The organism is Streptomyces sp. NPDC088785 (assembly GCF_044750685.1).
Lineage (GTDB): Bacteria > Actinomycetota > Actinomycetes > Streptomycetales > Streptomycetaceae > Streptomyces.
In genome coordinates, this window is the sequence record NZ_JBIVKH010000001.1 from 838,735 (window position 1) to 861,834 (window position 23,100).

21 protein-coding genes are annotated in these 23,100 nt (G+C 73.1%); 12 read left to right on the plus strand and 9 right to left on the minus strand.

All coding sequences use genetic code 11. The features are described 5' to 3' along the window. Positions 1-130: 130 nt before the first annotated feature. The 4 genes from ACIP5K_RS03845 to ACIP5K_RS03860 all read left to right on the plus strand — a co-directional run bounded on the left by ACIP5K_RS03845 (position 131) and on the right by ACIP5K_RS03860 (position 5,494). Positions 131-1,534, plus strand: a complete 1,404-nt coding sequence (locus ACIP5K_RS03845; protein ID WP_401404580.1) for a sensor histidine kinase — start codon at positions 131-133, stop codon at positions 1,532-1,534. 104 nt (positions 1,535-1,638) lie between these two features. After that, complete coding sequence (locus ACIP5K_RS03850; RefSeq protein ID WP_401405266.1) at positions 1,639-2,298, plus strand: response regulator; 660 nt, start codon at positions 1,639-1,641, stop codon at positions 2,296-2,298. Between the two features lie 165 nt (positions 2,299-2,463). Then, the gene (locus ACIP5K_RS03855; RefSeq protein WP_401404582.1) at positions 2,464-4,401 is read left to right on the plus strand and encodes a 2-oxoacid:acceptor oxidoreductase subunit alpha; all 1,938 of its coding nucleotides are present in this window, start codon (positions 2,464-2,466) and stop codon (positions 4,399-4,401) included. After that, complete coding sequence (locus tag ACIP5K_RS03860) at positions 4,394-5,494, plus strand: 2-oxoacid:ferredoxin oxidoreductase subunit beta (protein WP_401404584.1); 1,101 nt, start codon at positions 4,394-4,396, stop codon at positions 5,492-5,494. Before ACIP5K_RS03855 ends, ACIP5K_RS03860 begins: the two co-directional genes overlap by 8 nt. An 88-nt stretch (positions 5,495-5,582) precedes the next feature. Here ACIP5K_RS03860 and ACIP5K_RS03865 read toward each other — a convergent pair whose 3' ends face one another. The 3 genes from ACIP5K_RS03865 to ACIP5K_RS03875 all read right to left on the minus strand — a co-directional run bounded on the left by ACIP5K_RS03865 (position 5,583) and on the right by ACIP5K_RS03875 (position 7,166). Further along, positions 5,583-5,735, minus strand: coding sequence for a hypothetical protein (locus ACIP5K_RS03865; RefSeq protein WP_401404586.1), 153 nt, complete (start codon positions 5,733-5,735; stop codon positions 5,583-5,585). A 285-nt stretch (positions 5,736-6,020) separates the two neighbouring features. After that, positions 6,021-6,548 (minus strand): DUF6082 family protein, encoded by a 528-nt coding sequence (locus tag ACIP5K_RS03870; RefSeq protein WP_401404588.1) that lies wholly within the window; start codon positions 6,546-6,548, stop codon positions 6,021-6,023. 219 nt (positions 6,549-6,767) lie between these two features. Continuing rightward, a complete protein-coding gene (locus tag ACIP5K_RS03875; protein ID WP_401404590.1) occupies positions 6,768-7,166 on the minus strand; it encodes a winged helix-turn-helix transcriptional regulator in 399 nt (132 codons plus the stop codon). A 99-nt stretch (positions 7,167-7,265) separates the two neighbouring features. Between ACIP5K_RS03875 and ACIP5K_RS03880 the strand changes: the two genes are divergently transcribed. From ACIP5K_RS03880 to ACIP5K_RS03890, 3 genes are all read left to right on the plus strand, one after another. Continuing rightward, complete coding sequence (locus ACIP5K_RS03880; protein ID WP_401404592.1) at positions 7,266-8,123, plus strand: SDR family oxidoreductase; 858 nt, start codon at positions 7,266-7,268, stop codon at positions 8,121-8,123. Positions 8,124-8,258: 135 nt separating this feature from the next. Continuing rightward, entirely contained in the window at positions 8,259-9,239 is a 981-nt protein-coding gene (gene rarD / locus ACIP5K_RS03885) for an EamA family transporter RarD (RefSeq protein ID WP_401404594.1), read from the plus strand. An 82-nt stretch (positions 9,240-9,321) separates the two neighbouring features. Continuing rightward, positions 9,322-9,771 (plus strand): VOC family protein, encoded by a 450-nt coding sequence (locus tag ACIP5K_RS03890; RefSeq protein WP_401404596.1) that lies wholly within the window; start codon positions 9,322-9,324, stop codon positions 9,769-9,771. Between the two features lie 43 nt (positions 9,772-9,814). On the opposite strand, the gene ACIP5K_RS03895 is transcribed toward ACIP5K_RS03890, so the two are convergent. Further along, positions 9,815-10,663, minus strand: coding sequence for an oxidoreductase (locus ACIP5K_RS03895; protein WP_401404598.1), 849 nt, complete (start codon positions 10,661-10,663; stop codon positions 9,815-9,817). A 127-nt stretch (positions 10,664-10,790) separates the two neighbouring features. Between ACIP5K_RS03895 and ACIP5K_RS03900 the strand changes: the two genes are divergently transcribed. Further along, entirely contained in the window at positions 10,791-11,723 is a 933-nt protein-coding gene (locus ACIP5K_RS03900; RefSeq protein ID WP_401404600.1) for a LysR substrate-binding domain-containing protein, read from the plus strand. 57 nt (positions 11,724-11,780) lie between these two features. Further along, positions 11,781-12,407, plus strand: a complete 627-nt coding sequence (locus ACIP5K_RS03905; RefSeq protein ID WP_401404602.1) for a flavodoxin family protein — start codon at positions 11,781-11,783, stop codon at positions 12,405-12,407. On the opposite strand, the gene ACIP5K_RS03910 is transcribed toward ACIP5K_RS03905, so the two are convergent. The 4 genes from ACIP5K_RS03910 to ACIP5K_RS03925 form a co-directional block, all read right to left on the minus strand. Continuing rightward, positions 12,404-13,294: an ABC transporter permease gene (locus ACIP5K_RS03910; RefSeq protein WP_401404604.1), complete on the minus strand. Its 891-nt coding sequence runs from the start codon at positions 13,292-13,294 to the stop codon at positions 12,404-12,406. The two genes, ACIP5K_RS03905 and ACIP5K_RS03910, sit on opposite strands and share 4 nt — an antisense overlap. Continuing rightward, entirely contained in the window at positions 13,281-14,240 is a 960-nt protein-coding gene (locus ACIP5K_RS03915; protein ID WP_401404606.1) for an ATP-binding cassette domain-containing protein, read from the minus strand. Before ACIP5K_RS03915 ends, ACIP5K_RS03910 begins: the two co-directional genes overlap by 14 nt. Positions 14,241-14,318: 78 nt before the next feature. Beyond that, entirely contained in the window at positions 14,319-15,530 is a 1,212-nt protein-coding gene (locus ACIP5K_RS03920) for an outer membrane lipoprotein carrier protein LolA (RefSeq protein WP_401404608.1), read from the minus strand. Between the two features lie 221 nt (positions 15,531-15,751). Further along, positions 15,752-16,762 (minus strand): polyprenyl synthetase family protein, encoded by a 1,011-nt coding sequence (locus tag ACIP5K_RS03925; RefSeq protein WP_401404610.1) that lies wholly within the window; start codon positions 16,760-16,762, stop codon positions 15,752-15,754. A 308-nt stretch (positions 16,763-17,070) separates the two neighbouring features. On the opposite strand from ACIP5K_RS03925, the gene ACIP5K_RS03930 reads away from it, so the two are divergent. Both ACIP5K_RS03930 and ACIP5K_RS03935 read left to right on the plus strand, forming a co-directional pair. After that, positions 17,071-18,576, plus strand: a complete 1,506-nt coding sequence (locus ACIP5K_RS03930; RefSeq protein ID WP_401404612.1) for a peptide MFS transporter — start codon at positions 17,071-17,073, stop codon at positions 18,574-18,576. A 9-nt stretch (positions 18,577-18,585) separates the two neighbouring features. Beyond that, positions 18,586-20,595 (plus strand): CocE/NonD family hydrolase, encoded by a 2,010-nt coding sequence (locus ACIP5K_RS03935; RefSeq protein WP_401404614.1) that lies wholly within the window; start codon positions 18,586-18,588, stop codon positions 20,593-20,595. Positions 20,596-20,678: 83 nt separating this feature from the next. Here ACIP5K_RS03935 and ACIP5K_RS03940 read toward each other — a convergent pair whose 3' ends face one another. Beyond that, on the minus strand, positions 20,679-21,485 hold the full coding sequence (locus tag ACIP5K_RS03940; RefSeq protein WP_401404616.1) for an HAD family hydrolase: 807 nt from the start codon (positions 21,483-21,485) through the stop codon (positions 20,679-20,681). Positions 21,486-21,734: 249 nt separating this feature from the next. Between ACIP5K_RS03940 and fahA the strand changes: the two genes are divergently transcribed. Beyond that, positions 21,735-22,982: a fumarylacetoacetase gene (gene fahA, locus ACIP5K_RS03945; RefSeq protein ID WP_401404618.1), complete on the plus strand. Its 1,248-nt coding sequence runs from the start codon at positions 21,735-21,737 to the stop codon at positions 22,980-22,982. Positions 22,983-23,100 lie beyond the last annotated feature (118 nt).

The window sequence follows — 23,100 nt, forward strand, 5'->3', positions numbered from 1 at the left end:
CGGTCGAAGACGCCGACCCGCCGCATGGCCCGGCCCCCCGCCCGGCGCGCACCCTGGAAGCAGAACCTCACCCGGTCGGCGGCACCCCGCCGGCCGCCGGACAGACCGCGGCAGAAACGGACGGCACCCGATGGCCACGCAGCAGTACGGATACCGCGACCACCGCGACGAGCCCGGGTTCGCGGCCGACCGCCCTCCCCGCTCCTCCGCGGGCCGGTACGCGGGCGGCGGCAGCCCCGGGCGCGGCCTGAACCGGCTCCCGGCCTGGCTGCGCGCCCCCGTCGAGGGCCGGACCTGGCGGGAGTTCTGGTACCAGATGCTGTCCCTGCCGATCAGCATCGCCTTCTTCGTCTGGGCGGTGACGATGACGTCGGTGGGCGTGAGCCTGCTGATCACCTTCATCGGGGTGCCGGTCCTCGCGGCCGCCCTCGCCGGGGCACGCGGCTTCGGCGCGCTGGAGCGGGCCCGGGCGCGCGGCCTGCTCGGCCTGGACGTGGGCACGCCGGAGCCGGTGCGCACGCGCCGGGGCGGCGGCCCCCTGGCCTGGATGGGCGCGACGCTCAAGAGCGGCGTCTCCTGGCGGCACCTGCTGTACGGCGTGCTGCACTTCCCGTGGGCGACCTTCGCGTTCTCGGTGGCGCTGACGTTCTGGACGACGGGCTGGGCGCTGTTCACGTACCCGCTGTGGCGGTGGATCTTCCCGATGTACGCGGGCCAGGCCGGTCTCCAGCTCTACGGCGACGACCACCACTCCGTGTTCCTGGACAACCCCTTCGAGATCGCGGTCACCTCGCTGGCCGGTCTGCTCGTGGTGCTGGCGACGCCGTGGATCCTGCGGGGCCTGACGACGGTGGACCGGCTGATGGTCGGCGGGCTGCTCGGCCCCTCGCGGCTCGCCACCCGCGTGGTGGAGCTGGAGTCGGACCGGGGCGTCGTCGTCGACACGGCCGCCGCCGACCTGCGCCGCATCGAGCGCGACCTGCACGACGGCGCGCAGGCCCGCCTGGTCGGTCTCGCCATGGAGCTGGGCCTGGCGAAGGAGAAGCTCGCCGAGGACCCGGCGGCCGCCGCGCGGATGGTCGACGAGGCGCACGGCGAGGTGAAGACCGCGCTCCAGGAGCTGCGCGACCTGGCCCGCGGCATCCACCCGGCGGTCCTCACCGACCGCGGCCTGGACGCGGCCCTGTCCTCCGTCGCCTCGCGCTGCACCGTGCCGGTGGCCGTGGACGTGGACCTCGGGGAGCGTCCGGCGGCCGCCATCGAGGGCATCGCCTACTTCACCGTCTCGGAGCTGCTCCAGAACGTCAGCAAGCACAGCCGGGCGACCCGGGCGACGGTCGACGTGTGGCGCAGCGGCGAGCGGCTGATGCTCCAGGTGCAGGACGACGGCGTGGGCGGCGCGGCGGCCGGCGCCGGTTCGGGCCTCGCGGGGCTGGCCGAGCGGCTCGACGCGGTCGACGGGATCCTCCTGGTCGACTCGCCGCCGGCCGGGCCGACCCGGGTGACCGCCGAGCTGCCGTGGCGGCGCGCGTAACCGGTGCCGTGCGCCCCCGGTTCCTGCGATGCTGGTCCTGTTCATGACTGCCCCGGTGACAGGTGTCCCGGGGCGCTGGGGGGCCGGAAATCGTGGAGGACAGGGTGCGGGTGGTCATCGCCGAGGATTCAGTGCTGCTCAGGGAGGGGCTGACCCGGCTGCTGACCGACCGCGGACTCGACGTCGTCGCCGGTGTGGGCGACGGCGAGGCACTGGTCAAGACCATCGTCGAGCTGGGCGAGCAGGCGCAGCTTCCGGACGTTGTCGTCGCGGACGTGCGGATGCCGCCGACGCACACCGACGAGGGCGTGCGCGCGGCGGTCAAGCTGCGCGCCAGATTCCCCGAGCTGGGGGTCCTGGTGCTGTCGCAGTACGTGGAGGAGCAGTACGCCACCGAGCTGCTGGCCGGATCCAGCCGCGGGGTGGGCTATCTGCTGAAGGACCGGGTCGCGGAGGTCCGGGAGTTCGTGGACGCGGTCGTGCGGGTCGCCGAGGGCGGCACCGCGCTGGACCCGGAGGTCGTCGCCCAGCTGCTCGGCCGCAGCCGCAAGCAGGACGTCCTGGCGAACCTGACGCCGCGCGAGCGCGAGGTCCTCGGGCTGATGGCGGAGGGCCGGACGAACTCGGCGGTCGCCCGCCAGCTCGTGGTGAGCGACGGCGCGGTCGAGAAGCACGTCAGCAACATCTTCCTGAAGCTGGGCCTGTCGCAGAGTGACGGGGATCACCGCCGGGTCCTGGCCGTGCTGACCTACCTGAAGTCCTGATCACCTGACACCCTGTCAGATACCGGCTCCGGTGACAGTGGCTCATTTCTCGATCCAGGATGCGATTGCTCAGAGGAAGGTGACCCTTACAGACGTAGGGTGGGCCTGGGGACGGCCGGTGCGACGGCCCTGCCCGCACAGCCGCCTCGAGGGAGGTCCAGTTCAGTGACGAGCCAGGTCAGTAGCGCAACCGAGCAGGCCGACAGTGCTGTGGTCGGGGAGCAGCGCACACCTGAGAGTGAATCCAGCAAGGACGTACGGCGTCTGGACCGGGTCATCATCCGGTTCGCGGGCGACTCCGGTGACGGTATGCAGCTCACGGGCGACCGGTTCACCTCCGAGACCGCCTCGTTCGGCAACGACCTCTCCACCCTGCCGAACTTCCCGGCGGAGATCCGGGCCCCCGCCGGCACGCTGCCGGGCGTCTCCTCCTTCCAGCTGCACTTCGCCGACCACGACATCCTGACGCCCGGCGACGCGCCGGACGTCCTGGTGGCGATGAACCCGGCGGCGCTGAAGGCGAACATCGGGGACGTGCCGCGCGGCGCCGAGGTCATCGTCAACACGGACGAGTTCACCAAACGGGCGATGTCGAAGGTCGGCTACGACGCCAGCCCGCTGGAGGACGGCTCGCTCGACGGCTTCCACGTGCATCCGGTGCCGCTGACCACGCTCACCGTGGAGGCGCTCAAGGAGTTCGACCTCTCCCGCAAGGAGGCGGAGCGCTCCAAGAACATGTTCGCGCTGGGCCTGCTGTCGTGGATGTACCACCGGCCGACCGAGGGCACGGAGCGGTTCCTCAAGGCGAAGTTCGCCAGGAAGCCCGAGATCATGAAGGCCAACCTCGCCGCCTTCCACGCGGGGTGGAACTTCGGCGAGACGACCGAGGACTTCGCGGTCTCCTACGAGATCGCGCCCGCCACCAGCGCCTTCCCGGTCGGCACCTACCGCAACATCTCCGGGAACCTGGCGCTGTCCTACGGCCTGATCGCGGCCTCCCGGCAGGCGGATCTGCCGCTGTACCTGGGCTCGTACCCGATCACCCCGGCCTCCGACATCCTGCACGAGCTGTCGAAGCACAAGAACTTCGGCGTGCGCACCTTCCAGGCGGAGGACGAGATCGCCGGGATCGGCGCGGCGCTGGGCGCGGCCTTCGGCGGCAGCCTCGCGGTGACGACGACGTCCGGCCCGGGCGTGGCGCTCAAGTCGGAGACGATCGGCCTCGCGGTCTCGCTGGAACTGCCGCTGCTCGTCGTCGACATCCAGCGCGGCGGCCCGTCCACCGGGCTGCCCACCAAGACCGAGCAGGCCGACCTCCTCCAGGCGATGTACGGGCGCAACGGCGAGGCGCCGGTCCCGGTCGTCGCCCCCCGCACCCCGGCCGACTGCTTCGACGCGACGCTGGAGGCGGCCCGGATCGCGGTCACCTACCGCACCCCGGTGCTGCTGCTCTCCGACGGCTACCTGGCCAACGGCTCGGAGCCCTGGCGGATCCCCGAGGTCGACGAACTCCCGGACCTGCGGGTGCAGTTCGCGTCCGGACCGAACCACACGCTGGACGACGGCACCGAGGTCTTCTGGCCGTACAAGCGCGACCCGCGGACGCTGGCCCGCCCGTGGGCGATCCCCGGCACGCCGGGCCTCGAACACCGCATCGGCGGCATCGAGAAGCAGGACGGCACGGGCAACATCTCCTACGATCCGGCCAACCACGACTTCATGGTCCGCACCCGGCAGGCCAAGATCGACGGCATCGAGGTGCCCGACATCGAGGTCGACGACCCGGCCGGCGAGGCCCGCACGCTGGTGCTCGGCTGGGGTTCGACCTACGGCCCGATCACCGCGGCGGTCCGCCGCCTGCGCGCCGCCGGCGAGCACATCGCCCAGGCCCACCTGCGCCACCTCAACCCGTTCCCGCGGAATCTGGGCGAGGTCCTGAAGCGTTACGACCACGTGGTGATCCCCGAGATGAACCTCGGCCAGCTCGCCACCCTCATCCGGGCGAAGTACCTGGTGGACGCCGCCTCGTACACCCAGGTCAACGGAATGCCGTTCAAGGCTGAGCAGCTCGCCGAAGCTCTCAAGGAGGCCATCGATGGCTGATACGCAGACCAGCGAGTCCACGGCGGGAGCCGGGGAGGACGTCGCCCGGACACTGCTGTCCCTCGTCCCCAAGGCCGAGGCCAAGCAGTCCATGAAGGACTTCAAGTCCGACCAGGAGGTGCGCTGGTGCCCCGGCTGCGGCGACTACGCGATCCTCGCCGCCGTCCAGGGCTTCATGCCCGAGCTGGGCCTGGCGAAGGAGAACGTCGTCTTCGTCTCCGGCATCGGCTGCTCCTCCCGCTTCCCGTACTACATGAACACGTACGGGATGCACTCCATCCACGGCCGCGCCCCGGCCATCGCGACCGGCCTGGCCTCCTCCCGGCGCGATCTGTCGGTCTGGGTGGTCACCGGTGACGGCGACGCCCTCTCCATCGGCGGCAACCACCTGATCCACGCGCTGCGGCGCAACGTGAACCTGAAGATCCTGCTCTTCAACAACCGGATCTACGGCCTCACCAAGGGCCAGTACTCGCCCACCTCCGAGGTCGGCAAGATCACCAAGTCGACGCCGATGGGCTCGCTGGACGCGCCGTTCAACCCGGTCTCCCTGGCGATCGGCGCCGAGGCGTCCTTCGTGGCCCGCACGGTGGACTCCGACCGCAAGCACCTGACCTCGGTGCTGCGCGCGGCCGCCGACCACCAGGGCACGGCGCTCGTCGAGATCTACCAGAACTGCAACATCTTCAACGACGGCGCCTTCGAGGTGCTGAAGGACAAGCAGCAGGCGGAGGAGGCGGTCATCCGCCTGGAGCACGGCGCGCCGATCACCTTCGGTGCGGACGGCTCCAAGGGCGTCGTGCGCGACCCCGCCACCGGGGACCTCGCCGTGGTCCCGGTCACGGACGCCAACCGCGCCGACATCCTGGTCCACGACGCCCATGCCGCGTCCCCGACCACGGCCTTCGCGCTCTCCCGGCTGGCCGACCCGGACACCCTGCACCACACCCCGATCGGCGTCCTGCGCAGTGTCGAACGGCCCGTCTACGACACGCAGATGGCCGATCAGCTGGACTCCGCCGTCGAGCAGAACGGCAAGGGCGACCTGGGCGCGCTGCTGGCGGGCGGCGACACCTGGACCGTGGTCGGCTGAGCACCCCGCGCCGCGCCGGCCCGCGACCGGGAGGGGCCGGGCCCACCGTCTGCGGTGGGCCCGGCCCCTCCCTCACGCCCGGCCGGGCTCAGGCGTCGGGGATGTCACGCCTGGCCCGGATCAGGGTGTCGCGGTCCACCACGACGAGCCGGCGGCCGGGGCCGAGCGCGACGCCCGGCGGCAGCGCGGCGTCGACGACGGCGCCGATCACCGCGAAGTCCCCGTCGGTCAGCTGGAACACGTCAGGGCACCCTTCACCCGTCACGCAGCCCCGTACCCGGGGGGCGTCTCCCAGACGGTGGTGAATCTTCAACTTCGTCCTCTCCACAGAGCGGGGAGGAACAAGCGCCGACGGAGGAGCCCCCGCCTGCCGCCCCCTCAGCGGAAGGCGGCGCCGAGCACCGCCATCGCGAAGCGAGGGCGGGAAGAAGCCGCCCCCGTCACCCAACGCCACCACCGGCGATTGGTCACTGAAGGTGACCCCGGCATCGGCAGAATCAGTAATTCGGCGTACGCGCCGGCCCCGTCAGGTCTGCGGCATGTCCTGCGAGCCCACGACCCACCACTCCTCGGGCTCCTCGGCCAGCTCCTCCAGCATCGCGTCGACCATCTGCCCCGCGCGGCCCTCCAGTGACGACTCGGGGTAGCTGCGACGGTGGTCCACCGTGCGTCCCCAGTACTCGCGGAACAGGTCGTTGCGGCACAGCACCCTGAGCTGGCCCAGCGTCTCCTCCCACGACAGCATGCCGACCCGGTGGGCCAGCAGCACCACGGCGTACTCCCGGTTCACGAAGAGCATCTGCCGTCGCTTCTGGACCGTCAGGCTGGGCAGCGTGGACAGCGCCGCGGCCAGCGTGGGGTCGTCGATGGCGCGGTCCATCTGCTCCAGCGCCACCCGCTGGGCCTGGACGACGTTCGAGCGGTGCATCTCCTCGGCCACCCTGGCGAGCTGGCCGGCCAGCTGGAGCACCAGCTCCTCCCGGCGCCGGCCGCGGTCGCACCACGACCGCAGCCGCTCACCGGTCTTCCTCAGCGGCGATACCCGTGTCCCCATGTCAAAGATGAACCCCCGATTTCGGAACGGCGACGAGCGTCCCACTTCAGGATGCCGGGCGCCGTGCCGCGGCGCGGGAGGCGGACGGGGGGCGCACGGAAGGATGGCGCGCCCGGTGCGGAGCGGTGCCCCGCCCGCTGTCCGCCCGGCGCCGACCGCGGGCGGGCGGGGCCGGACCGCCCTCGGGGACCGCGACGGCCCCTGGGCTGGGACGTCGCGTCAGCCGGCCGGCCCGGCGAGCCGGGTCGCGTCGTACCGCGCCCGCGCCGCCTCCACCGCGCCCATGCGCCGCTCGGTCCACTCCGCGAGCGCCCGCACCTGCGCGGCGGCCTCCCGGCCGAGACCGGTGAGCGTGTAGTCGACGCGCGGCGGGATGACCGGTTTGGCGTCGCGGTGGACGAGGCCGTCGCGCTCCAGGGTCTGGAGGGTCTGGGCGAGCATCTTCTCGCTGACGCCCCCGATCTCGCGGCGCAGCCCGCTGAAGCGGAAGGAGCGCTCCTCCAGCGCGAGCAGCACGAGGACGCCCCACCGGCTCGTGACGTGCTCCAGGACGAGCCGCTGCGGGCACATCCCCTCACCGGCCTGCGCCGTCCACGTACGCACCTTGCTCACTCCCATGCCAGTACCTTACTTCAAAGTGGGTACTTTCGATTCCACAGCGCTTCATTTACGGTGGCGAAGAACGCATAGACAAGCCGCATCAAGGAGTTTTCGGACATGGGTCTCGTCGTCACCGGTGCCACCGGCCAGCTCGGCCGTCTCGTCGTCGAAGGGCTGCTCGCCGCGGGGGTGCCCGCCGGGGACGTCGCCGCGGTCGTCCGCAGCCGGGAGAAGGGCGCGGACCTCGCCGCCCGCGGGGTCGAGCTGCGGATCGCCGACTACGGCACGCCCGCGACGCTGAAGGACGCCTTCCGGGCCGGCGACCGCGTCCTGTTCGTCTCCGGCAGCGAGGTCGGCCGGCGGCTGCCCCAGCACCAAGCCGTCGTCGACGCCGCCCGGGAGGCCGGGGTGGCGCTGCTCGCGTACACCGGCGTCCTCGGCGGCCCGGACGCCGACTTCACCCTCGCCGACGAGCACAAGGTCACCGAGCGGGCGATCCTCGACTCGGGGCTGCCGTACACGTTCCTGCGCAACGGCTGGTACCACGAGAACTACACGCAGAACCTCGCCCCGGTCCTGGAGCACGGCGCCGTCGTGGCGAACGCGGGGGACGGCCGGATCGCCTCGGCCGCCCGCGCCGACTACGCCGCGGCGGCCGTCGCCGTCCTCACCGGCGAGGGCCACGAGAACCGCACGTACGAGCTGAGCGGCGACACCGCCTGGTCGCTCGCCGAGTACGCGGCCGAGGTGGCCCGGCAGTCCGGCAAGGACGTCGTCTACCGCGCCGTCACCCCGGCGGAGAACCACGCGGTGCTGGTCGGCGCGGGCGTCCCGGCGCCGTTCGCCGACATCCTCGTGGACGTCGACACCGCCATCGGCAGGGGCCTGCTCGCGCGCACCGACGGCGACCTCGCCCGGCTCATCGGCCGCCCGACCACGCCGCTCGCGGACGCCGTCGCCGAGGCCCTGAAGTAGCCCGCGCCGACACCTCACGGGAGCTCCCGGCCTGTCAGGACCGTATCGCGATACGGGAATGACACACCGCGCCCCGCGGCGCTACCTTCGAGGTGGCCGCCGCGGGGCTGCCGGGTGTCTGGAGGAGGGGCTGCGTTGGCCGGGACCGAGAAGGAGAAGCAGGGGCGGGTCGGGCTCGTCAACGGCGCGGCGGCCTACGGGATGTGGGGCCTCGTCCCGCTGTTCTGGCCGCTGCTCGAACCCGCGGGCGCCGCCGAGATCCTGGCCCACCGGATGGTGTGGTCGCTGGTCGTGGTGGGCGTCGCGCTGCTCTTCGTCCGCGAGTGGGCCTGGCTGCGCGAGCTGATCCGGCAGCCCCGGCGGCTCGCCCTGGTCGTCGTCGCCGCCACCGTCATCACCGTGAACTGGGGCCTGTACATCTGGTCGGTGAACGCGGGACACGTCGTCGAGGCGTCGCTGGGCTACTTCATCAACCCGCTCGTCTCCATCGCGCTCGGCGTGCTGCTGCTCGGGGAGCGGCTGCGGCCCGCGCAGTGGGCGGCCGTCGGCGTCGGCCTGCTCGCCGTGCTGGTGCTCGCCGTCGGGTACGGGCAGCCGCCGTGGATCTCCCTGGTGCTGGCCTTCTCGTTCGGCACGTACGGACTGGTGAAGAAGAAGGTCGCCCTGAGCGGCGTCGAGTCGCTGGCCGCCGAGACCGCCGTGCAGTTCCTGCCCGCGCTCGCCTTCCTGGTGTGGCTCGGCGCCCAGGGCCGGCTGACCTTCGCCCAGGAGGGCTTCGGGCACGCGGCGCTGCTGGCCTCGACCGGGCTCGTCACCGCGATCCCGCTGGTGTGCTTCGGCGCGGCCGCGATCCGGGTGCCGCTCTCCACGCTCGGACTGCTCCAGTACCTGGCGCCGGTGTTCCAGTTCGCCCTGGGCATCCTCTACTTCCACGAGGCCATGCCGGCCGAGCGGTGGGCCGGATTCGGGCTCGTGTGGGCGGCGCTGGCGGTGCTGACCTGGGACGCGCTGCGCGCCGCGCGGGCCGGCCGGATCCGGCTGGCCCGCGCCGCCGCCGCCGCGGCGGCCGCCCCCGACCCGGCCGGGACCGGCGCGCAGCGCGAATCGGCGCACTGAGCCCCACAGGCCCCTCGGCTTCCGTCGGCCTCATGGGCGCGATGGGCGCCCGGCCCCCTGCCTCCGGCCCTATAACTGACGCATGACTCTGCACTGGAAACTCGTCGTGGACGCCGCCGACCCGCACGCCCAGGCCGCTTTCTGGGCCGCCGCGCTCGGCTACGAGGTGGAGGACAACGCCGACCTGATCGACCGGCTGCTCGGGGCCGGCGCGCTGCCCGCGCAGGAGACCGTGGAGTTCCGGGGGCGCCGCGCCTTCCGGGACCTGATCGCCGTGCGGCACCCCGACGACCCGGTCGACGGGCGGACCGGGACCGGCCTAGGCCGGCGGGTGCTGTTCCAGCGGGTGCCGGAGGCCAAGACGGTCAAGAACCGGCTGCACATCGACGTCCACGCGGAGCCGGGGCGGCGCGACGCCGAGGCCGAGCGGATCACCGGACTCGGCGCGCGGGTCCTGGACCGGGTGTCGTCGCCGGGCGGCGAGTGGATCGTCCTTGCGGACCCGGAGGGCAACGAGTTCTGCGTGAGCTGACCCGCCGCCGGGCCCCGCCGCCCCGGGGCCCGCGGCGCGCGCGTCAGTCGGCGAAGTCCGTGCCCCGGGACGTCTTCTCCCAGGCGACGAGGTCGGCCCGCTGCGCGTCCAGGTGGGCGAGGACGGCGTCCACCGCGTCGCCGCCGAGCGGCAGCCGCAGCGGGGTCGTCTCCGCGTCGAGGGCGAGCCGGATCGCGGCGGCGGCCCTGGCCGGGTCGCCCGGCTGGCGGCCGTCGGAGGTCTCCACCATCCGCCGGGTGGCGCCGGCCGTCCGCGCGTACTCGGGCATGGGCCGGGAGAAATAGGCGGCGCCCGGGCCGAAGAGGTTGGTGCGGAAGGCACCGGGCTCCACGACGAGGACCTTGATCCCGTACGGCGCCATCTCGGCGGCCAGCGCCTCGGAGAGCTGCTCCAGGGCCGCCTTGGTGGCGCTGTACGCGGCGAACCCGGCGAAGGAGAGCTGGCCGCCGACGCTGCTCATGTTCACGATCGCGCCGCCGCGCCGCTCCCGCATCCGCGGCAGCAGGGCCCGGGTCAGCCGGGCCGGGCCGAAGACGTGCAGGTCGAACAGGTCGCGCAGTTCGGCGTCGGTGGTCTCCTCGAAGGCACCGACCTGGGTGCGGCCCGCGTTGTTGACGAGGACGTCGACCCGGCCGTAGCGGGCGAGCACCTCGGCCGCCACCGCGTCGACCCGCTCGCCGTCGGTGATGTCGAGCGCGATCGCCTCCACCCGGTCGGGGTGGGCGGCGACCAGGTCGGCCAGGGTCTCGGCGCGGCGGGCCGTGCCGATCACGATGTCGCCCGCGGCGACGGCCGCCTCGGCGATCGCCCGGCCGAAGCCACTGGTCGCGCCGGTCACGAGCCACACCCTGGCGTTGTCGTCGCTGCTCATTCGACTTCCCCTCCCTCTGTCCCGCGGCGGCCGGTCGACCGGTCCGCGGGGGCGCCCCGCCGGCGTGCCCCCATCCTTCTCCGGCGGATCCGCCCGCGTCCAAGAGCTGCCGTGATAGCCAGAGGGCATGGACGTCCACGGGCGCGACCTGCGCTACTTCACCGCCGTAGCCGACGAGTTGAACTTCACGCGGGCCGCCGAGCGGCTGTACGTCTCCCAGCCCACCCTGAGCAAGCAGATACGGGCGCTGGAGCGGCAGCTCGGCGCCGAGCTGTTCGTGCGCGACCGGCGGGCCGTCCGGCTGACGGCGGTGGGCGAGGCGCTGCTGCCGCACGCCCGCGCGCTGCTCGCCGCCTGGGACGGCGCCGAGGAGGACGTGCGCCGGGCCCGGGCCGCCGAGCGCAGCGCCCTCGTCGTCGGCATGTCGACCAGCCCCGGGCGCGGCCTGCTGCCGGCCCTGCGCTCGCGCCTGCTGGCCCGCCGTCCCGACGCGCGGCCCACGCTGCACCAGGTCGGCTGGGCCGACCCGAGCGCGGGTCTCGCGGACGGGTCGAGCGACGTCGCGTTCGTCTGGCTGCCGCTGCCCGACGGCGAGCGGTACCGGACGGTGGTGGTCGCCGAGGAGCCCCGGCTCGTGGCGCTGCCGCCGGGCCACCGGCTGGCGGGGCGGGCGGTGGTGGACTTCGCGGAGCTGCTCGACGAGCCGTTCCTGGCGCTGCCCGCCGGGGCGGGGGCGCTGCGGGACTACTGGCTGGCGCTGGACGCGCGCGGCGGCCGGGAGCCCCGGATCGGCGGGGTGGTGGGCAGCGCGGAGGAGACCCACGAGGCGGTGGCCAACGGGCAGGGGGTGGTGCTGCTGGCCGTCGGCAACGCCCCGCTGATCGTCCGCGACGAGGTGACCGCCGTGCCGGTGCGCGGCGTCTCCCCCTCCCGGCTGGCGGTGGCCGCCCGGCGCGACGACGCCCGCCCGCTCGTGCGCGCCTATCTGGCCGCCGCCTCCGCGGCGGCGGGATCGATGGCGGAAGCGACGGGGCCGGAAAGACCCCCTACCGCCGAATGAATGCATCTACATATACTGCATGCGCATCTATTCGGCGTACGCGTATCAGGGGGATCCATGACCACGACCACCACGACCACCGGGACCGCCGGGACCACCGGGACCGCCCGCAGCTTCCTCTTCGTCCTCGGCAGCAGCCGCCCCGGCGGCAACACCGAGACGCTGGCCCGCAAGGCCGCCGAGCAGCTGCCGCCGGACGTCACCCAGCGCTGGATCGACCTGGCCGAGCATCCGCTCCCCGACTTCGAGGACCTGCGCCACGACAGCGACCACGTCCGCCCCCAGGACGGCCCCGCGGCCGTGCTCCTGGACGCGACGCTCGCGGCCACCGACCTCGTGATCGCCTCACCGCTGTACTGGTACGCGGTCTCCGCCTCCACCAAGCGCTACCTGGACCACTGGTCGGGCTGGCTGCGCACCCCCGGCGTCGACTTCAAGAAGACGCTCGCCGGGCGCACCCTGTGGGGCGTGAGCGCGCTCGCGCACACCGAGCCCGAGGTCGCCGACCCGCTGGTCGGCACCCTCAACAACTCGGCGGCGTACCTGGGCATGCGGTTCGGCGGCGTCCTGCTCGGCAACGGCAGCAAGCCCGGTGACGTGCTCAAGGACGAGACGGCGCTGCGCGAGGCCAAGACGTTCTTCGCGCGCGAGGCCCCGCTCGCCGCGTTCCCGTACGGGTCCTAGGCCGTGATGTCCTTCGCCGTGAAGCGCGCCCAGGCCGCCGAGCCGAACACGGCCGCGTACAGCACCTGGATCTCCAGGTTCTTGACGAGGTCGGTCCAGTAGACCGGCTCGCGCATCAGATCGGCGAAGGACAGCCACTGGTGGGAGAAGAGGTAGGGCTGGATCGCGTGCAGCTGCGGGATCTGGTCGAGGATCTGGACGGTGATCAGCAGCCCGACCGTGGTCGCCATCGCCGCGATCCCGCTGCCGGTCAGCGTCGAGACGAACAGGCCGAGCGCGGCGATCCCGAGCAGGGAGGCCGCCACGACCAGCGCGATCAGGAGGGCCCGCCACAGGCCGTCCCCGAAGCCGATCCGGGTGCCCGAGATGGTGACCAGGTCGCCCAGCGGGAAGAGGATCGCGCCGGTGACGAGCGCCGAGACGGCCACGGCCAGGGTCGCCACGAGGCAGAACGCCATGGTCGTCGCGTACTTGGTGAGCAGCAGGCGGGTGCGGCCCGCGGGGGCGACGAGCAGATAGCGGAGCGTGCCCGCGTTCGCCTCGCCCGCGATCGCGTCGCCCGCGATCACCCCGACCGACATCGGCAGGAAGAACGGCAGGGTCGCCGCCAGCGAGGTGAAGACCAGGAACAGGCCGTTGTTCGTGATCTGCGCGATGAAGGCGGGCCCGCCGGGCCCCTCCCCCGGCCCCCCGCCCGCCCCGGAGCCGTCGCCCGTCTCGATCTTCACGGCGATGCCGATGAGGACCGGCACGCCGATCAGCACCCCCAGCAGCGCCAGGGTGCGCCAGCGGCGGAAGGTGGTGGTCAGCTCGGAGCGCAGCAGCCCGAGGGTCCACCGCGCGCGGACCGGCGCGGGCGCCGGGGCCGCCGGATCAGCCCGCGACATCGAAGCCCTCCCCGGTCAGCGCGACGAAGGCGTCCTCCAGGGACGCCCGCTCGATCCCGAACCCGCGCACCCGCACCCCGGCCGTGACCAGGGCGGCGGTCAGCTCCGCGAGGTCGGTGCCCGGGGGCGGCGGCTCGGCCGTCACCAGGTCGCCCTCCGCCGCCAGGACCGTGACGCCGTGCTCCTTCAGGACGCGGCGGGCGTCCGCCGGGTCCGGGGTGGTGACGGTGAGCCTGCCGCGCACGCCCGCCGCCAGGTCGGCGACCGGGCCCTGGGTGAGCAGCCGGCCCCGCGCCATCACGGCCGCGTGCGTGCAGACCTGCTCGATCTCGTCCAGGAGGTGCGAGGAGAGGAAGACGGTGGTGCCGTCGGAGGCCAGCTCCCGCACCAGGGCCCTGATCTCGCGCATGCCCTGCGGGTCCAGGCCGTTCGTCGGCTCGTCCAGGACGAGCAGCCGGCGCGGCTGGAGCAGGGCCGAGGCGAGGCCGAGGCGCTGCTTCATGCCGAGCGAGTACGCCTTCGCCTTCTTCGCGGCGGCGGAGGTCAGGCCCACCCGGTCCAGGGCCCGTGCCACGCGCGCCGCACGGGTGCGGGGGTCGGCGGTGGGGTCCGCCGCGTCGTAGCGCAGCAGGTTGTCCCGGCCGGACAGGAATCCGTACAGGGCGGGCCCCTCGATCAGCGCGCCCACGTGCGGCAGCACGCCGCGCACGCCGCGCGGCATGGGGCTGCCGAGCACCCGGGCGGTACCGGCCGTCGGTTCGATCAGGCCCATCAGCATGCGGATGGTGGTGGTCTTGCCCGAGCCGTTCGGCCCGAGGAAGCCGAAGACGGCGCCCTCCGGGACGGTCAGGCTGAGCCGGTCGACGGCCGGCTGGCCACCGCGGTACCGCTTGGTGAGCTCCCGGGTCTCGATCGCCGAGACGGCCGGGCCGGCCGACGCCGCCATACCCCTCCTCGCATGCCGGACGGCGAGGGGGCGGTGCGCACCGCCCCCTCACCGCCGCTGTCCGTCGCCGCCCGGGGCTCAGCCCGCGTCGGCCGCCTTGATGAGGGCGTCCTTGGTGACCGCTCCCGCGTAGGCCGTGCCGTCCTGCGTGATGAGGACGTTGACCAGGCGCGTCGAGTAGACCGTGCCCGTACCGAAGTCGCCCTTGACCTGGTCCCCGAGCGAGCTCAGGAACTTCTGGGCGGCACCGGGCAGGTCGCCGCCGCCGGAGCCGGAGGCGAGACCCGCGGCCTCCTTGGGCAGCTTCAGCTCGGCGACCGAGGTCCAGCCCGCACCGACCACCTTCAGCCCGTCGAGGCCCTGCGCGTCCTTGAACTCCTCGTGGCCCTTGCCCGGGCGGTCCCGGGCCGGCAGGTCGTCGGCCTCGGTGACCTCGGTGCCCTTGGCGGGCTTGAAGTCGAAGGTCGACGCGGCGGGCCTGCCGAAGTCGACGGCGGTGAAGCCCGCGTCGACGACGGCCGCGCCGCCGCCCGCCGGGGTCAGCGTGAACTTCAGCGGCGTACCGGTCCTGGCGTCCACGGAGACCGTGACCGCGCCGACCGTGGAGCCGGACTGACGGGGCTTGATCTGGAGCCGGTACGCGTCGCGGCCCGCGACCTGCGCCGTGCCGTCGACGGTGATCGACGTGTGGTCGCCGGCCGCGTCGAGGATCTGGTCGGTCAGCTCCTTGGGCGTGACGGGCGTCCGGGAGCCGCGCTCCCGCTGGGCCGCGCTCCCGTGCCGGTCGGCGGTGGCGTGGTAGGCCGAGTCCGACGCGCTGTCGTAGGCCCACAGGTCGTCGCCGTTGTGGATCACGCTGTATTCGGACGCGTCGTCCAGCATGGACAGCTTCTGCCGGTCCTCGCCGTCCGCGGCGACCCGCAGGGTGTGGGTGCCGCTGGCCAGCTCGGTCAGCTTCTCCTTGGGGTCGGCCGACGAGGAGCCCTTGCCGCCCCCGCCCACGCCCCCGAAGGCGGACGCGGCGCCGCTCAGCGCGGGCAGCCCCAGGTCCGTGTGGATCTTGACGGTGCCGGAGAGCTGTTCGGTGTCCGACGCGGCGATCTTCTCGATGAGTTCGCGGGCGGTGACCTTCGGCAGGTCCGGATCGCCGGAGTCGGCGAGCGCGGGCACGAGCCCGATCGCCGCCGCTGCCACCCCCACCACGGCCACCGGGACCGCGTACCGGACGACCTTGCGGCGTGCGGCGCTCTGCCCGGCGCCCTGGCTGTCTTCGCTCTCGTACGGTGCCATGTCTGTTGCCCTACCTCCGTGATCGGCGGCGGCGTCCACCCCAAGCCGCCATTCTCACCCGAATTGGTCGGGAGTGGTGTACTCAATCTGACCAAACCGGCCCCGCGGAGGCGTCAGCCCGCGGGAGCAACTCCGCGTACACCTACGGGATGACACGGCGGGGCCGACCCTTGGGTGTGACCTGCGTCACACATGGTTCGGCCCCGCCGGACGCCGCCGTCCTAACCGGCGCGGTGCACCACCGCGTCGCACAGCTCCACCAGCGCCGCCTTCGCCTCGCACTCCGGGAGCGGGGCGAGCACCGCGCGGGCCTCCTCGGCATAGCGGACCGAGTCCCGGCGGGCCAGGTCAAGGGCGGGGTGGGCCCGCAGCCGGGCGACGGCCTCGGCGAGCCGGTCGTCGTCGCCGAGGTCCCCGTCGAGCAGCTCGACCAGCTCCCGGTCCTCGGCGAGGCCGAGCCGGTCGGCGCGCTCGCGCAGCCGCAGCACCGGCAGCGTGGGGATGCCCTCGCGCAGGTCGGTGCCCGGGGTCTTGCCGGACTCGTGCGTGTCGGAGGCGATGTCGAGGACGTCGTCGGCGAGCTGGAAGGCGACGCCGAGCCGCTCCCCGTACTGCGTCAGGACGTCCACGACCGTCTCGTCCGCGCCGGACATCATGGCGCCGAAGCGGCAGGACACGGCGATCAGGGAGCCGGTCTTGCCGTCGAGCACGTCCAGGTAGTGGTCCACCGGGTCGCGGCCGTCGGCCGGGCCCGCGGTCTCCAGGATCTGCCCGGTGACCAGGCGCTCGAACGCCTCCGCCTGGATGCGGACCGCGTCCGGGCCGAGGTCGGCGAGGATGTGCGACGCGCGGGCGAAGAGGAAGTCGCCGGTGAGCACGGCCACCGAGTTGTCCCAGCGGGTGTTGGCGCTGGGCACCCCGCGGCGCACGTCCGCCTCGTCCATCACGTCGTCGTGGTAGAGCGTCGCGAGGTGGGTGAGCTCGACGACGACGGCGGAGGGCACGACGCCCGGCGCGTAGGGGTCGCCGAACTGCGCGGCGAGCGTCACGAGCAGCGGCCGGAACCGCTTGCCCCCGGCCCGCACCAGGTGCTGGGCGGCCTGCGTGATGAAGGGGACCTCGCTCTTGGTGGCCTCGAGCAGTCCCTCCTCGACAGCCATCAAACCGGCCTGGACATCGGCTTCCAGAGCCTGGTCCCGCATGCTAAGACCGAAAGTCCCGACGACGGTCACGAGTGGGTCTCCTGTCTGCTGACGATCACATGGCGAAACTCGCTCGATCCCGGCCGGCCCCCCGGCCGGTCCCTCGGCCGGATCCGACAGCACTTCAGACCTCGCTCGCAACGTCGCTCCCGGCTTCGATCTCGATCGATCATTCGGTCGATGACACGGATTGTCGATGTGTCGCTGCCATCACCCAAGTCAGCGTATCCGGTCGCGTTTCGATCACAGGGGGCACCTGCCCGTGCAACCCAGATCGAGCGGGCCCCAGACACCCCCGGTATGTTCTTGATCAGCCGATACGACCGGGAGTACACCTCTTGTCCCGCACCGCCACCGACCCCGACAGCGGGGCCGACCAGCCGCCTCCGGGCGACGACACCGCCTTCTTCGGGCAGCCGCGCGGGCTGCTGACGCTGTCGGGCCTGGAGGTCTGGGAACGTTTCTCGTTCCTGGGCATGCAGGCCATCCTCGTCCTGTTCTTCGCCGACACCGTCGCACACGGCGGCATGGGCATGGACCCCGGCACGGCCGCGTCGGTCTCGGCCGCGTACGGCACCCTGGTCTATCTGGTGTCCGTCGCGGGCGGCTGGCTCGCCGACCGGATCCTCGGCTCCTACCGCGCGGTGCTGTGGGGCGGCATCCTCATCGCCTGCGGCCATTACTCCATGGCGGTACCGACCGCGACGATGACGTGGGTGGGCCTCGGCCTGATCAGCGCCGGCACCGGCCTGCTGAAGCCGAACGTGGCGACGATGGTCGGCAAGCTCTACCGCACCGACGACGAGCGCCGCGACGCCGGCTTCGCCCTGTACTACATGGGCATCAACCTCGGCGCCTTCGCCGGCCCGCTGATCACCGGCTGGCTCGGCGACCACAAGGGCTGGCACTGGGGCTTCTCGGCGGCCGCCGTCGGCATGACCCTCGGCCTGATCCAGTACGTGGCCGGCCGCCGTCACCTGGCCGGGCGCAGGGCCACCGCCGAGTACCGGCTGCCGGACGACGCGCTGCGCCGGACCGTGCGCACCCTGGTGATCGGGGCCGTCGTGGTGGCCGCGCTGGCCGCGGTCCTCGCGACGGCGGGCTGGCTGACCATGGACCGCTTCGTCGACCTGCTGACCGTCGTCTCCGTCATCGCGCCGGTCGTGTACTTCGCGGTGATGTTCAGGAGCCCGCGCGTCACCCCCGAGGAGCGCGGCCGGCTCAGGCCGTACCTGGTCCTCTTCGTGGCCTCGGTCGCCTTCAACTTCATACTGTTCCAGGCCTACTCCACGATGATGCTGCTGGCCTCGACGAACGCCCGGACCGAGATCTTCGGCTTCCACTTCCCGGCCAGCTGGTACGCCTCCGCGCTCGGCGCCTTCGAGGTGGCGCTCGCGCCCGTCGTGGCGACCGTGTGGGCGCGGATGGGCCCGCGCCAGCCGCACGCCTCCAACAAGATCGCCATCGGGGTGATCCTCGGCGGCCTGTCCTTCGTCCTGATGGTGCTGCCGACGTCGGGGCACCGTGACGACACGTACCTGATGTCGGCCTGGTGGATCGTCGGCTCGTACCTGCTGCTCGGCCTCGGCGACATCCTGCTGGAGACGTCGGGCATGTCGGCGACGACCAAGCTCGCCCCGAAGGCCTTCGCGAACCAGACGATGTCGCTCTGGTTCCTCTCCCTCGCCCTCGCCAACGGCATCCAGGCCCAGACCGTGAAGCTCTACGGCGAGGTCTCCAACCCCGCGTACTTCGGCGTCAACGGCGCCATCGCCGTGGCCGTCGGCGTCGCCGTGATCGCCCTGGCGCCCTGGCTGCGCCGCACCATGCACCCCGTTCACTGAGGTATTCCCATGAGCCCAGCTTCTCCCCGCATCCAGACCGAGTTCCCGTACGGCACGACCCGCGAGGACCTTCGCGTACCCCTCTCGGACGGGACGACGCTCTTCGCCCGTGTCTGGCGCCCGGTGACCGACGAACCGGTTCCGGTGCTCCTCGAATACCTCCCCTACCGGCTCTCCGACTGGACGGCGCCGCGCGACTGGCAGCGCCACCCCTGGTACGCGGGCCACGGCTATGCCTCCGTCCGCGTCGACGTGCGCGGCCACGGCAACTCCGAGGGACTGCCCGGCGACGAGTACGACGCGCAGGAGCTGAGCGACGGCGTCGAGGTCGTCCACTGGCTGGCCGCGCAGCCCTGGTCGTCCGGCAGGGTCGGCATGTTCGGCATCTCCTGGGGCGGCTTCAACTCCCTCCAGATCGCCGCCCTGAACCCCGAGCCGCTGAAGGCGGTCGTCACGGTCTGCTCCACCGACGACCGCTACGACAACGACGTGCACTACACGGGTGGCTCCGTCCTCGCCGTCGACATGCACGCCTGGGCCGCGACCATGCTGGCGTTCGTCTCGCGCCCGCCGGACCCGCAGTTCGTCGGCGACGGCTGGCGGGAGATGTGGACCGAGCGCCTCGAAGCCGTCGACCCCTTCATCCACACCTGGCTCAGGCACCAGACCCGCGACGCGTACTGGCGGCACGGCAGCGTCTGCGAGGACTACTCGGCGATCAGGGCCGGCGTCCTCGCGGTCGGCGGCTGGCACGACCCGTACCGCGACACGGTGCTGCGCCTGGTCGAGCACCTCCCCGACGACCAGGTGCGCGGGCTGATCGGCCCGTGGTCGCACCAGTACCCGGACCGCGGGCTGCCGCCCGGCCCGGCGATCGGCTTCCTCCAGGAGACGCTGCGCTGGTGGGACCACTGGCTGAAGGGCGAGGACACGGGGGTGATGGCCGAGCCGAAGCTCCGCTCGTACATCAGCGACTCGCACCCGCCCGCGACCGTCTACCCCGAGCTGCCCGGCCACTGGGTCGGCGACCCGTCCTGGCCGTCCCCGAACGTCACGGCCGTGGACTACGCCCTCCAGGGCTCCCCCGTCGTGGTCCGCTCCCCGCAGCACACGGGCCTCGACGCGGGCCGCTTCTTCCCGTTCGGCAACGACGCGGACCTGCCGCCCGACCAGCGCGACGAGGACGCCAACAGCGCCTGCTTCGAGTTCGAGGTGCCCCAGGACGTCCAGGTGCTCGGCCGCCCCCGCGTCACCCTGCGGGTGACGTCGGACGTCCCGCGCGGGCAGGTCGTGGCGCGGCTCTGCGACATCGCGCCGGACGGCTCGTCGACGCTGGTCACGCGCGGGGTGCTCAACCTGTCGTCCCGGCACGGCCGGGCGGCGAACGTCCCCTGGCTGCCGGGCACCACCGAGGACGTCACCTTCGAGCTGAACGGCATCGGCCACGCCTTCCCGGCCGGCCACCGCATCCGGCTCGCCGTGTCCTCGGCGTACTGGCCGTGGGTGTGGCCGCAGGCCGGTTCCGAGGCCGGGTTCACGCTGAACCCCGTGGGCAGCGCGCTGCGGCTGCCGGTCCGGTCGGCCGAGCCGGGCGGCACCATCCGCTTCGAGGACCCCGAGCAGTCCCCGCCGCTCGGCGTCGTCCACCCCGCCTCCCTGGAGGAGCAGCGCCCCGAACGCCTCGTCGTCCGCGACGTCGCCAAGGGCGAGTGGCGGCTGGAGGTCGACCCGCGCTACGGCGGCACCCGGGTCTACCCCGACGGCCTGGAGTTCACCGAGGACGCCGTGGAGACGTACGTCGTCCAGGAGGACGACCCCCTGTCGGCCCGCACCCGCTCCGACTGGTCGATCCGCCTGCACCGCCCGGACATGGCCTGGGACGCGACCGTGGAGACCCGCTCCGAGATCTCCTGCACCGCGACCGACTTCCTGACCTCGAACGAGGTGGTGTGCCGCGACGGCGGCGAGGTGGTGTTCCACCGCACCTGGGAGGAGCGGATCCCGCGCACGGCGGGCTGACGGCTCGGCCCGGAGGAGGTGGCCGGTTCACGCCCCCCCGCGCCCAGGACGGGCCCGGGGGGGGGCGGGCCGGACCCGCCCTGTCAGGTGAAGAGGCGGTCCAGGACGGCGGCCACCCCGTCCTCCTCGTTGGACGCCGTGACCTCGTCGGCCACGGCCTTCAGCTCGGGGTGGGCGTTGGCCATGGCCACGCCCCGCGCGGCCCAGCCGAACATCGGTACGTCGTTGGGCATGTCGCCGAAGGCGATGGTGTCGGCGGGGCCCACGCCCACCCGTTCGGCGGCGAGTTCGAGCCCCGTCGCCTTGGTCACGCCGCGCGGCTGGAGTTCGACGGTGCCGGGCCCCGACATGGTGACCGTGGCGAGCGGGCCGACCGCCGCCCGCGCCACGGCGGCCAGTTCGTCGTCGGCCAGCCCGGGATGGCGCAGCAGCACCTTGCTGATGGGCTGCTCCCACAGGTCAGCCCGGCGGTGCACGCGCACGGCGGGCAGCGTCGGATGCGGCATCAGATAGCCGGGCTCGATCAGCGTCAGCCCGTCCACGCCGTCCTGGTCCACGGCCGCGTACACCTGCCCGACCTCGGCCTCGATCTTGCCGAGCGCCTGCTCGGCGAGCTCCCGGTCGAGGGTGAGCGACCAGAGCAGCCGGTCGTGCGCCGCGTCGTACAGCTGCGCGCCCTGCGCGCACACCGCGAGCCCCGCGGCCGCGCCCAGATCGCCGAGCAGGGGCTGCACCCGGGGCGCCGGCCGGCCGGTGACCACGATGTGCCGGGCCCCGGCCACGGCGGCCCGGACGAGGGCGGCCCGCGTCCGGTCCGAGACGGTGTCGTCGCCTCTCAGGAGGGTGCCGTCCAGGTCAGTGGCGATGAGGGCATATGCGGGTGCGGGCATGATCCGAAGAATACGGACCGACGGCCCCGGCGGACCGACGCGTACCGGCCGCCCTTGCGCCGTTCGCCCGCGCCGGGCAACGGGCGACCGTCTTGTCATCTTTTCGGGTCAGCGGGTGGCCGCCGGCTGACGGACCACCGGCGCCCACGTAACGTGTCGCCCACCTGTGTGATCCACCACGTGATCCCGCACGTGATCCACCGAGTGATCCACCCGTGTGACCCACCCTGGAAAGTGAGGCACGTAGGCATGGCAGCCGCAGCCGCGTCCGAGCACACCCCGCTCGACCCGCTCGACCTCCCCGAAGGCCACCCCTTCGGCCCGCACACCCTCCCCTACGGAGTCTTCAGCCGCGCCGGTGAGAGCCCCCGGGTCGGCGTCCGGCTCGGCGACCACGTCCTGGACGCGGGCGCGGCGGCCGACGCCCTCGGCTCGCCGCACGGCCCGCTCCTGGACCGTGCCACCCTCAACCCCCTGCTGGCCGCGGGCCGTCCGGCCTGGGCGGACGTGCGGCGCGCCGTGACGGAGTGGGTGACGGACGCGGCCCACCGCGACACGGTCCGCCCCCATCTGCACCCGCTGTCGGCGGTCACGCTGCACCTGCCCTTCGAGGTCGCGGACTACGTCGACTTCTACGCGTCCGAGCACCACGCCACCAACCTCGGCCGGCTCTTCCGCCCCGACGAGGCGGCCCTGAAGCCCAACTGGAAGCACCTGCCCGTGGGTTACCACGGGCGCGCCGGGACGGTCGTGGTCTCCGGCACCGACGTGGTGCGCCCCAGCGGCCAGCGCAAGGGCCCGCAGGACCCGGCCCCGGTCTTCGGCCCGTCGGTCCGCCTCGACATCGAGACCGAGGTGGGTTACGTGGTCGGGGTGCCGTCGCCGCGGGGCACCCCGGTCCCGCTCGCCGCGTACCGCGACCACGTCTTCGGGCTGTGCCTGCTCAACGACTGGTCGGCGCGCGACATCCAGAACTGGGAGACGGTGCCGCTCGGCCCGCACCTCGGCAAGTCCTTCGCGACCTCGGTCTCGGCGTGGATCACCCCGCTCGAAGCGCTGGACGCGGCGCGCGTGCCCGCGCCCGCGCGGACGGAGCCGCTGCTGCCGTACCTGGACGACTCCGCCCCTGGCCTCGACGACGCGGGCTACGACCTGCGGATCATGGTCTCGCTCAACGGCCACATCGTCTCGGAGCCGCCGTTCGCCGGGATGTACTGGACGGGCGCCCAGATGCTGGCCCACATGACGGTCAACGGCGCCTCCCTGCGCACCGGCGACCTCTACGGCTCCGGCACGGTCAGCGGCGCCGCCGAGAACGAGCGCGGGTCGCTGATCGAGATGACCTGGAACGGGCAGCGCCCGCTGCGACTCCCCGACGGCGAGCGGGGGTTCCTGGAGGACGGCGACGTGGTGACCATGACGGCCTGGGCCCCGGGGCCGGCCGGCACCCGGGTGGGCCTGGGCGAGGTGACGGGCCGCGTGGTGGCCCACCCGTGATCCGGTAGGGCGTGCCCCGGCCCGGTGGGGCCTGCCGCGATCCGGCCCCGCCGGACGCGGACAGGTCCCGCCGGACGGGGACAGGGCTCAGGGGCCAGGGCTCACCGGACGGGCACAG

What these genes read in the sequence shown, in the direction of transcription:
- ACIP5K_RS03845 (WP_401404580.1), top strand. Translation starts at nt 131, where the DNA reads ATGGCCACGCAGCAGTACGGATACCGCGACCACCGCGACGAGCCCGGG.
- ACIP5K_RS03860 (WP_401404584.1), top strand. Translation starts at nt 4,394, where the DNA reads ATGGCTGATACGCAGACCAGCGAGTCCACGGCGGGAGCCGGGGAGGAC.
- ACIP5K_RS03870 (WP_401404588.1), bottom strand. Translation starts at nt 6,548, where the DNA reads ATGGGGACACGGGTATCGCCGCTGAGGAAGACCGGTGAGCGGCTGCGG.
- ACIP5K_RS03875 (WP_401404590.1), bottom strand. Translation starts at nt 7,166, where the DNA reads ATGGGAGTGAGCAAGGTGCGTACGTGGACGGCGCAGGCCGGTGAGGGG.
- ACIP5K_RS03880 (WP_401404592.1), top strand. Translation starts at nt 7,266, where the DNA reads ATGGGTCTCGTCGTCACCGGTGCCACCGGCCAGCTCGGCCGTCTCGTC.
- ACIP5K_RS03890 (WP_401404596.1), top strand. Translation starts at nt 9,322, where the DNA reads ATGACTCTGCACTGGAAACTCGTCGTGGACGCCGCCGACCCGCACGCC.
- ACIP5K_RS03895 (WP_401404598.1), bottom strand. Translation starts at nt 10,663, where the DNA reads ATGAGCAGCGACGACAACGCCAGGGTGTGGCTCGTGACCGGCGCGACC.
- ACIP5K_RS03900 (WP_401404600.1), top strand. Translation starts at nt 10,791, where the DNA reads ATGGACGTCCACGGGCGCGACCTGCGCTACTTCACCGCCGTAGCCGAC.
- ACIP5K_RS03905 (WP_401404602.1), top strand. Translation starts at nt 11,781, where the DNA reads ATGACCACGACCACCACGACCACCGGGACCGCCGGGACCACCGGGACC.
- ACIP5K_RS03910 (WP_401404604.1), bottom strand. Translation starts at nt 13,294, where the DNA reads ATGTCGCGGGCTGATCCGGCGGCCCCGGCGCCCGCGCCGGTCCGCGCG.
- ACIP5K_RS03915 (WP_401404606.1), bottom strand. Translation starts at nt 14,240, where the DNA reads ATGGCGGCGTCGGCCGGCCCGGCCGTCTCGGCGATCGAGACCCGGGAG.
- ACIP5K_RS03920 (WP_401404608.1), bottom strand. Translation starts at nt 15,530, where the DNA reads ATGGCACCGTACGAGAGCGAAGACAGCCAGGGCGCCGGGCAGAGCGCC.
- ACIP5K_RS03935 (WP_401404614.1), top strand. Translation starts at nt 18,586, where the DNA reads ATGAGCCCAGCTTCTCCCCGCATCCAGACCGAGTTCCCGTACGGCACG.
- ACIP5K_RS03940 (WP_401404616.1), bottom strand. Translation starts at nt 21,485, where the DNA reads ATGCCCGCACCCGCATATGCCCTCATCGCCACTGACCTGGACGGCACC.
- fahA (WP_401404618.1), top strand. Translation starts at nt 21,735, where the DNA reads ATGGCAGCCGCAGCCGCGTCCGAGCACACCCCGCTCGACCCGCTCGAC.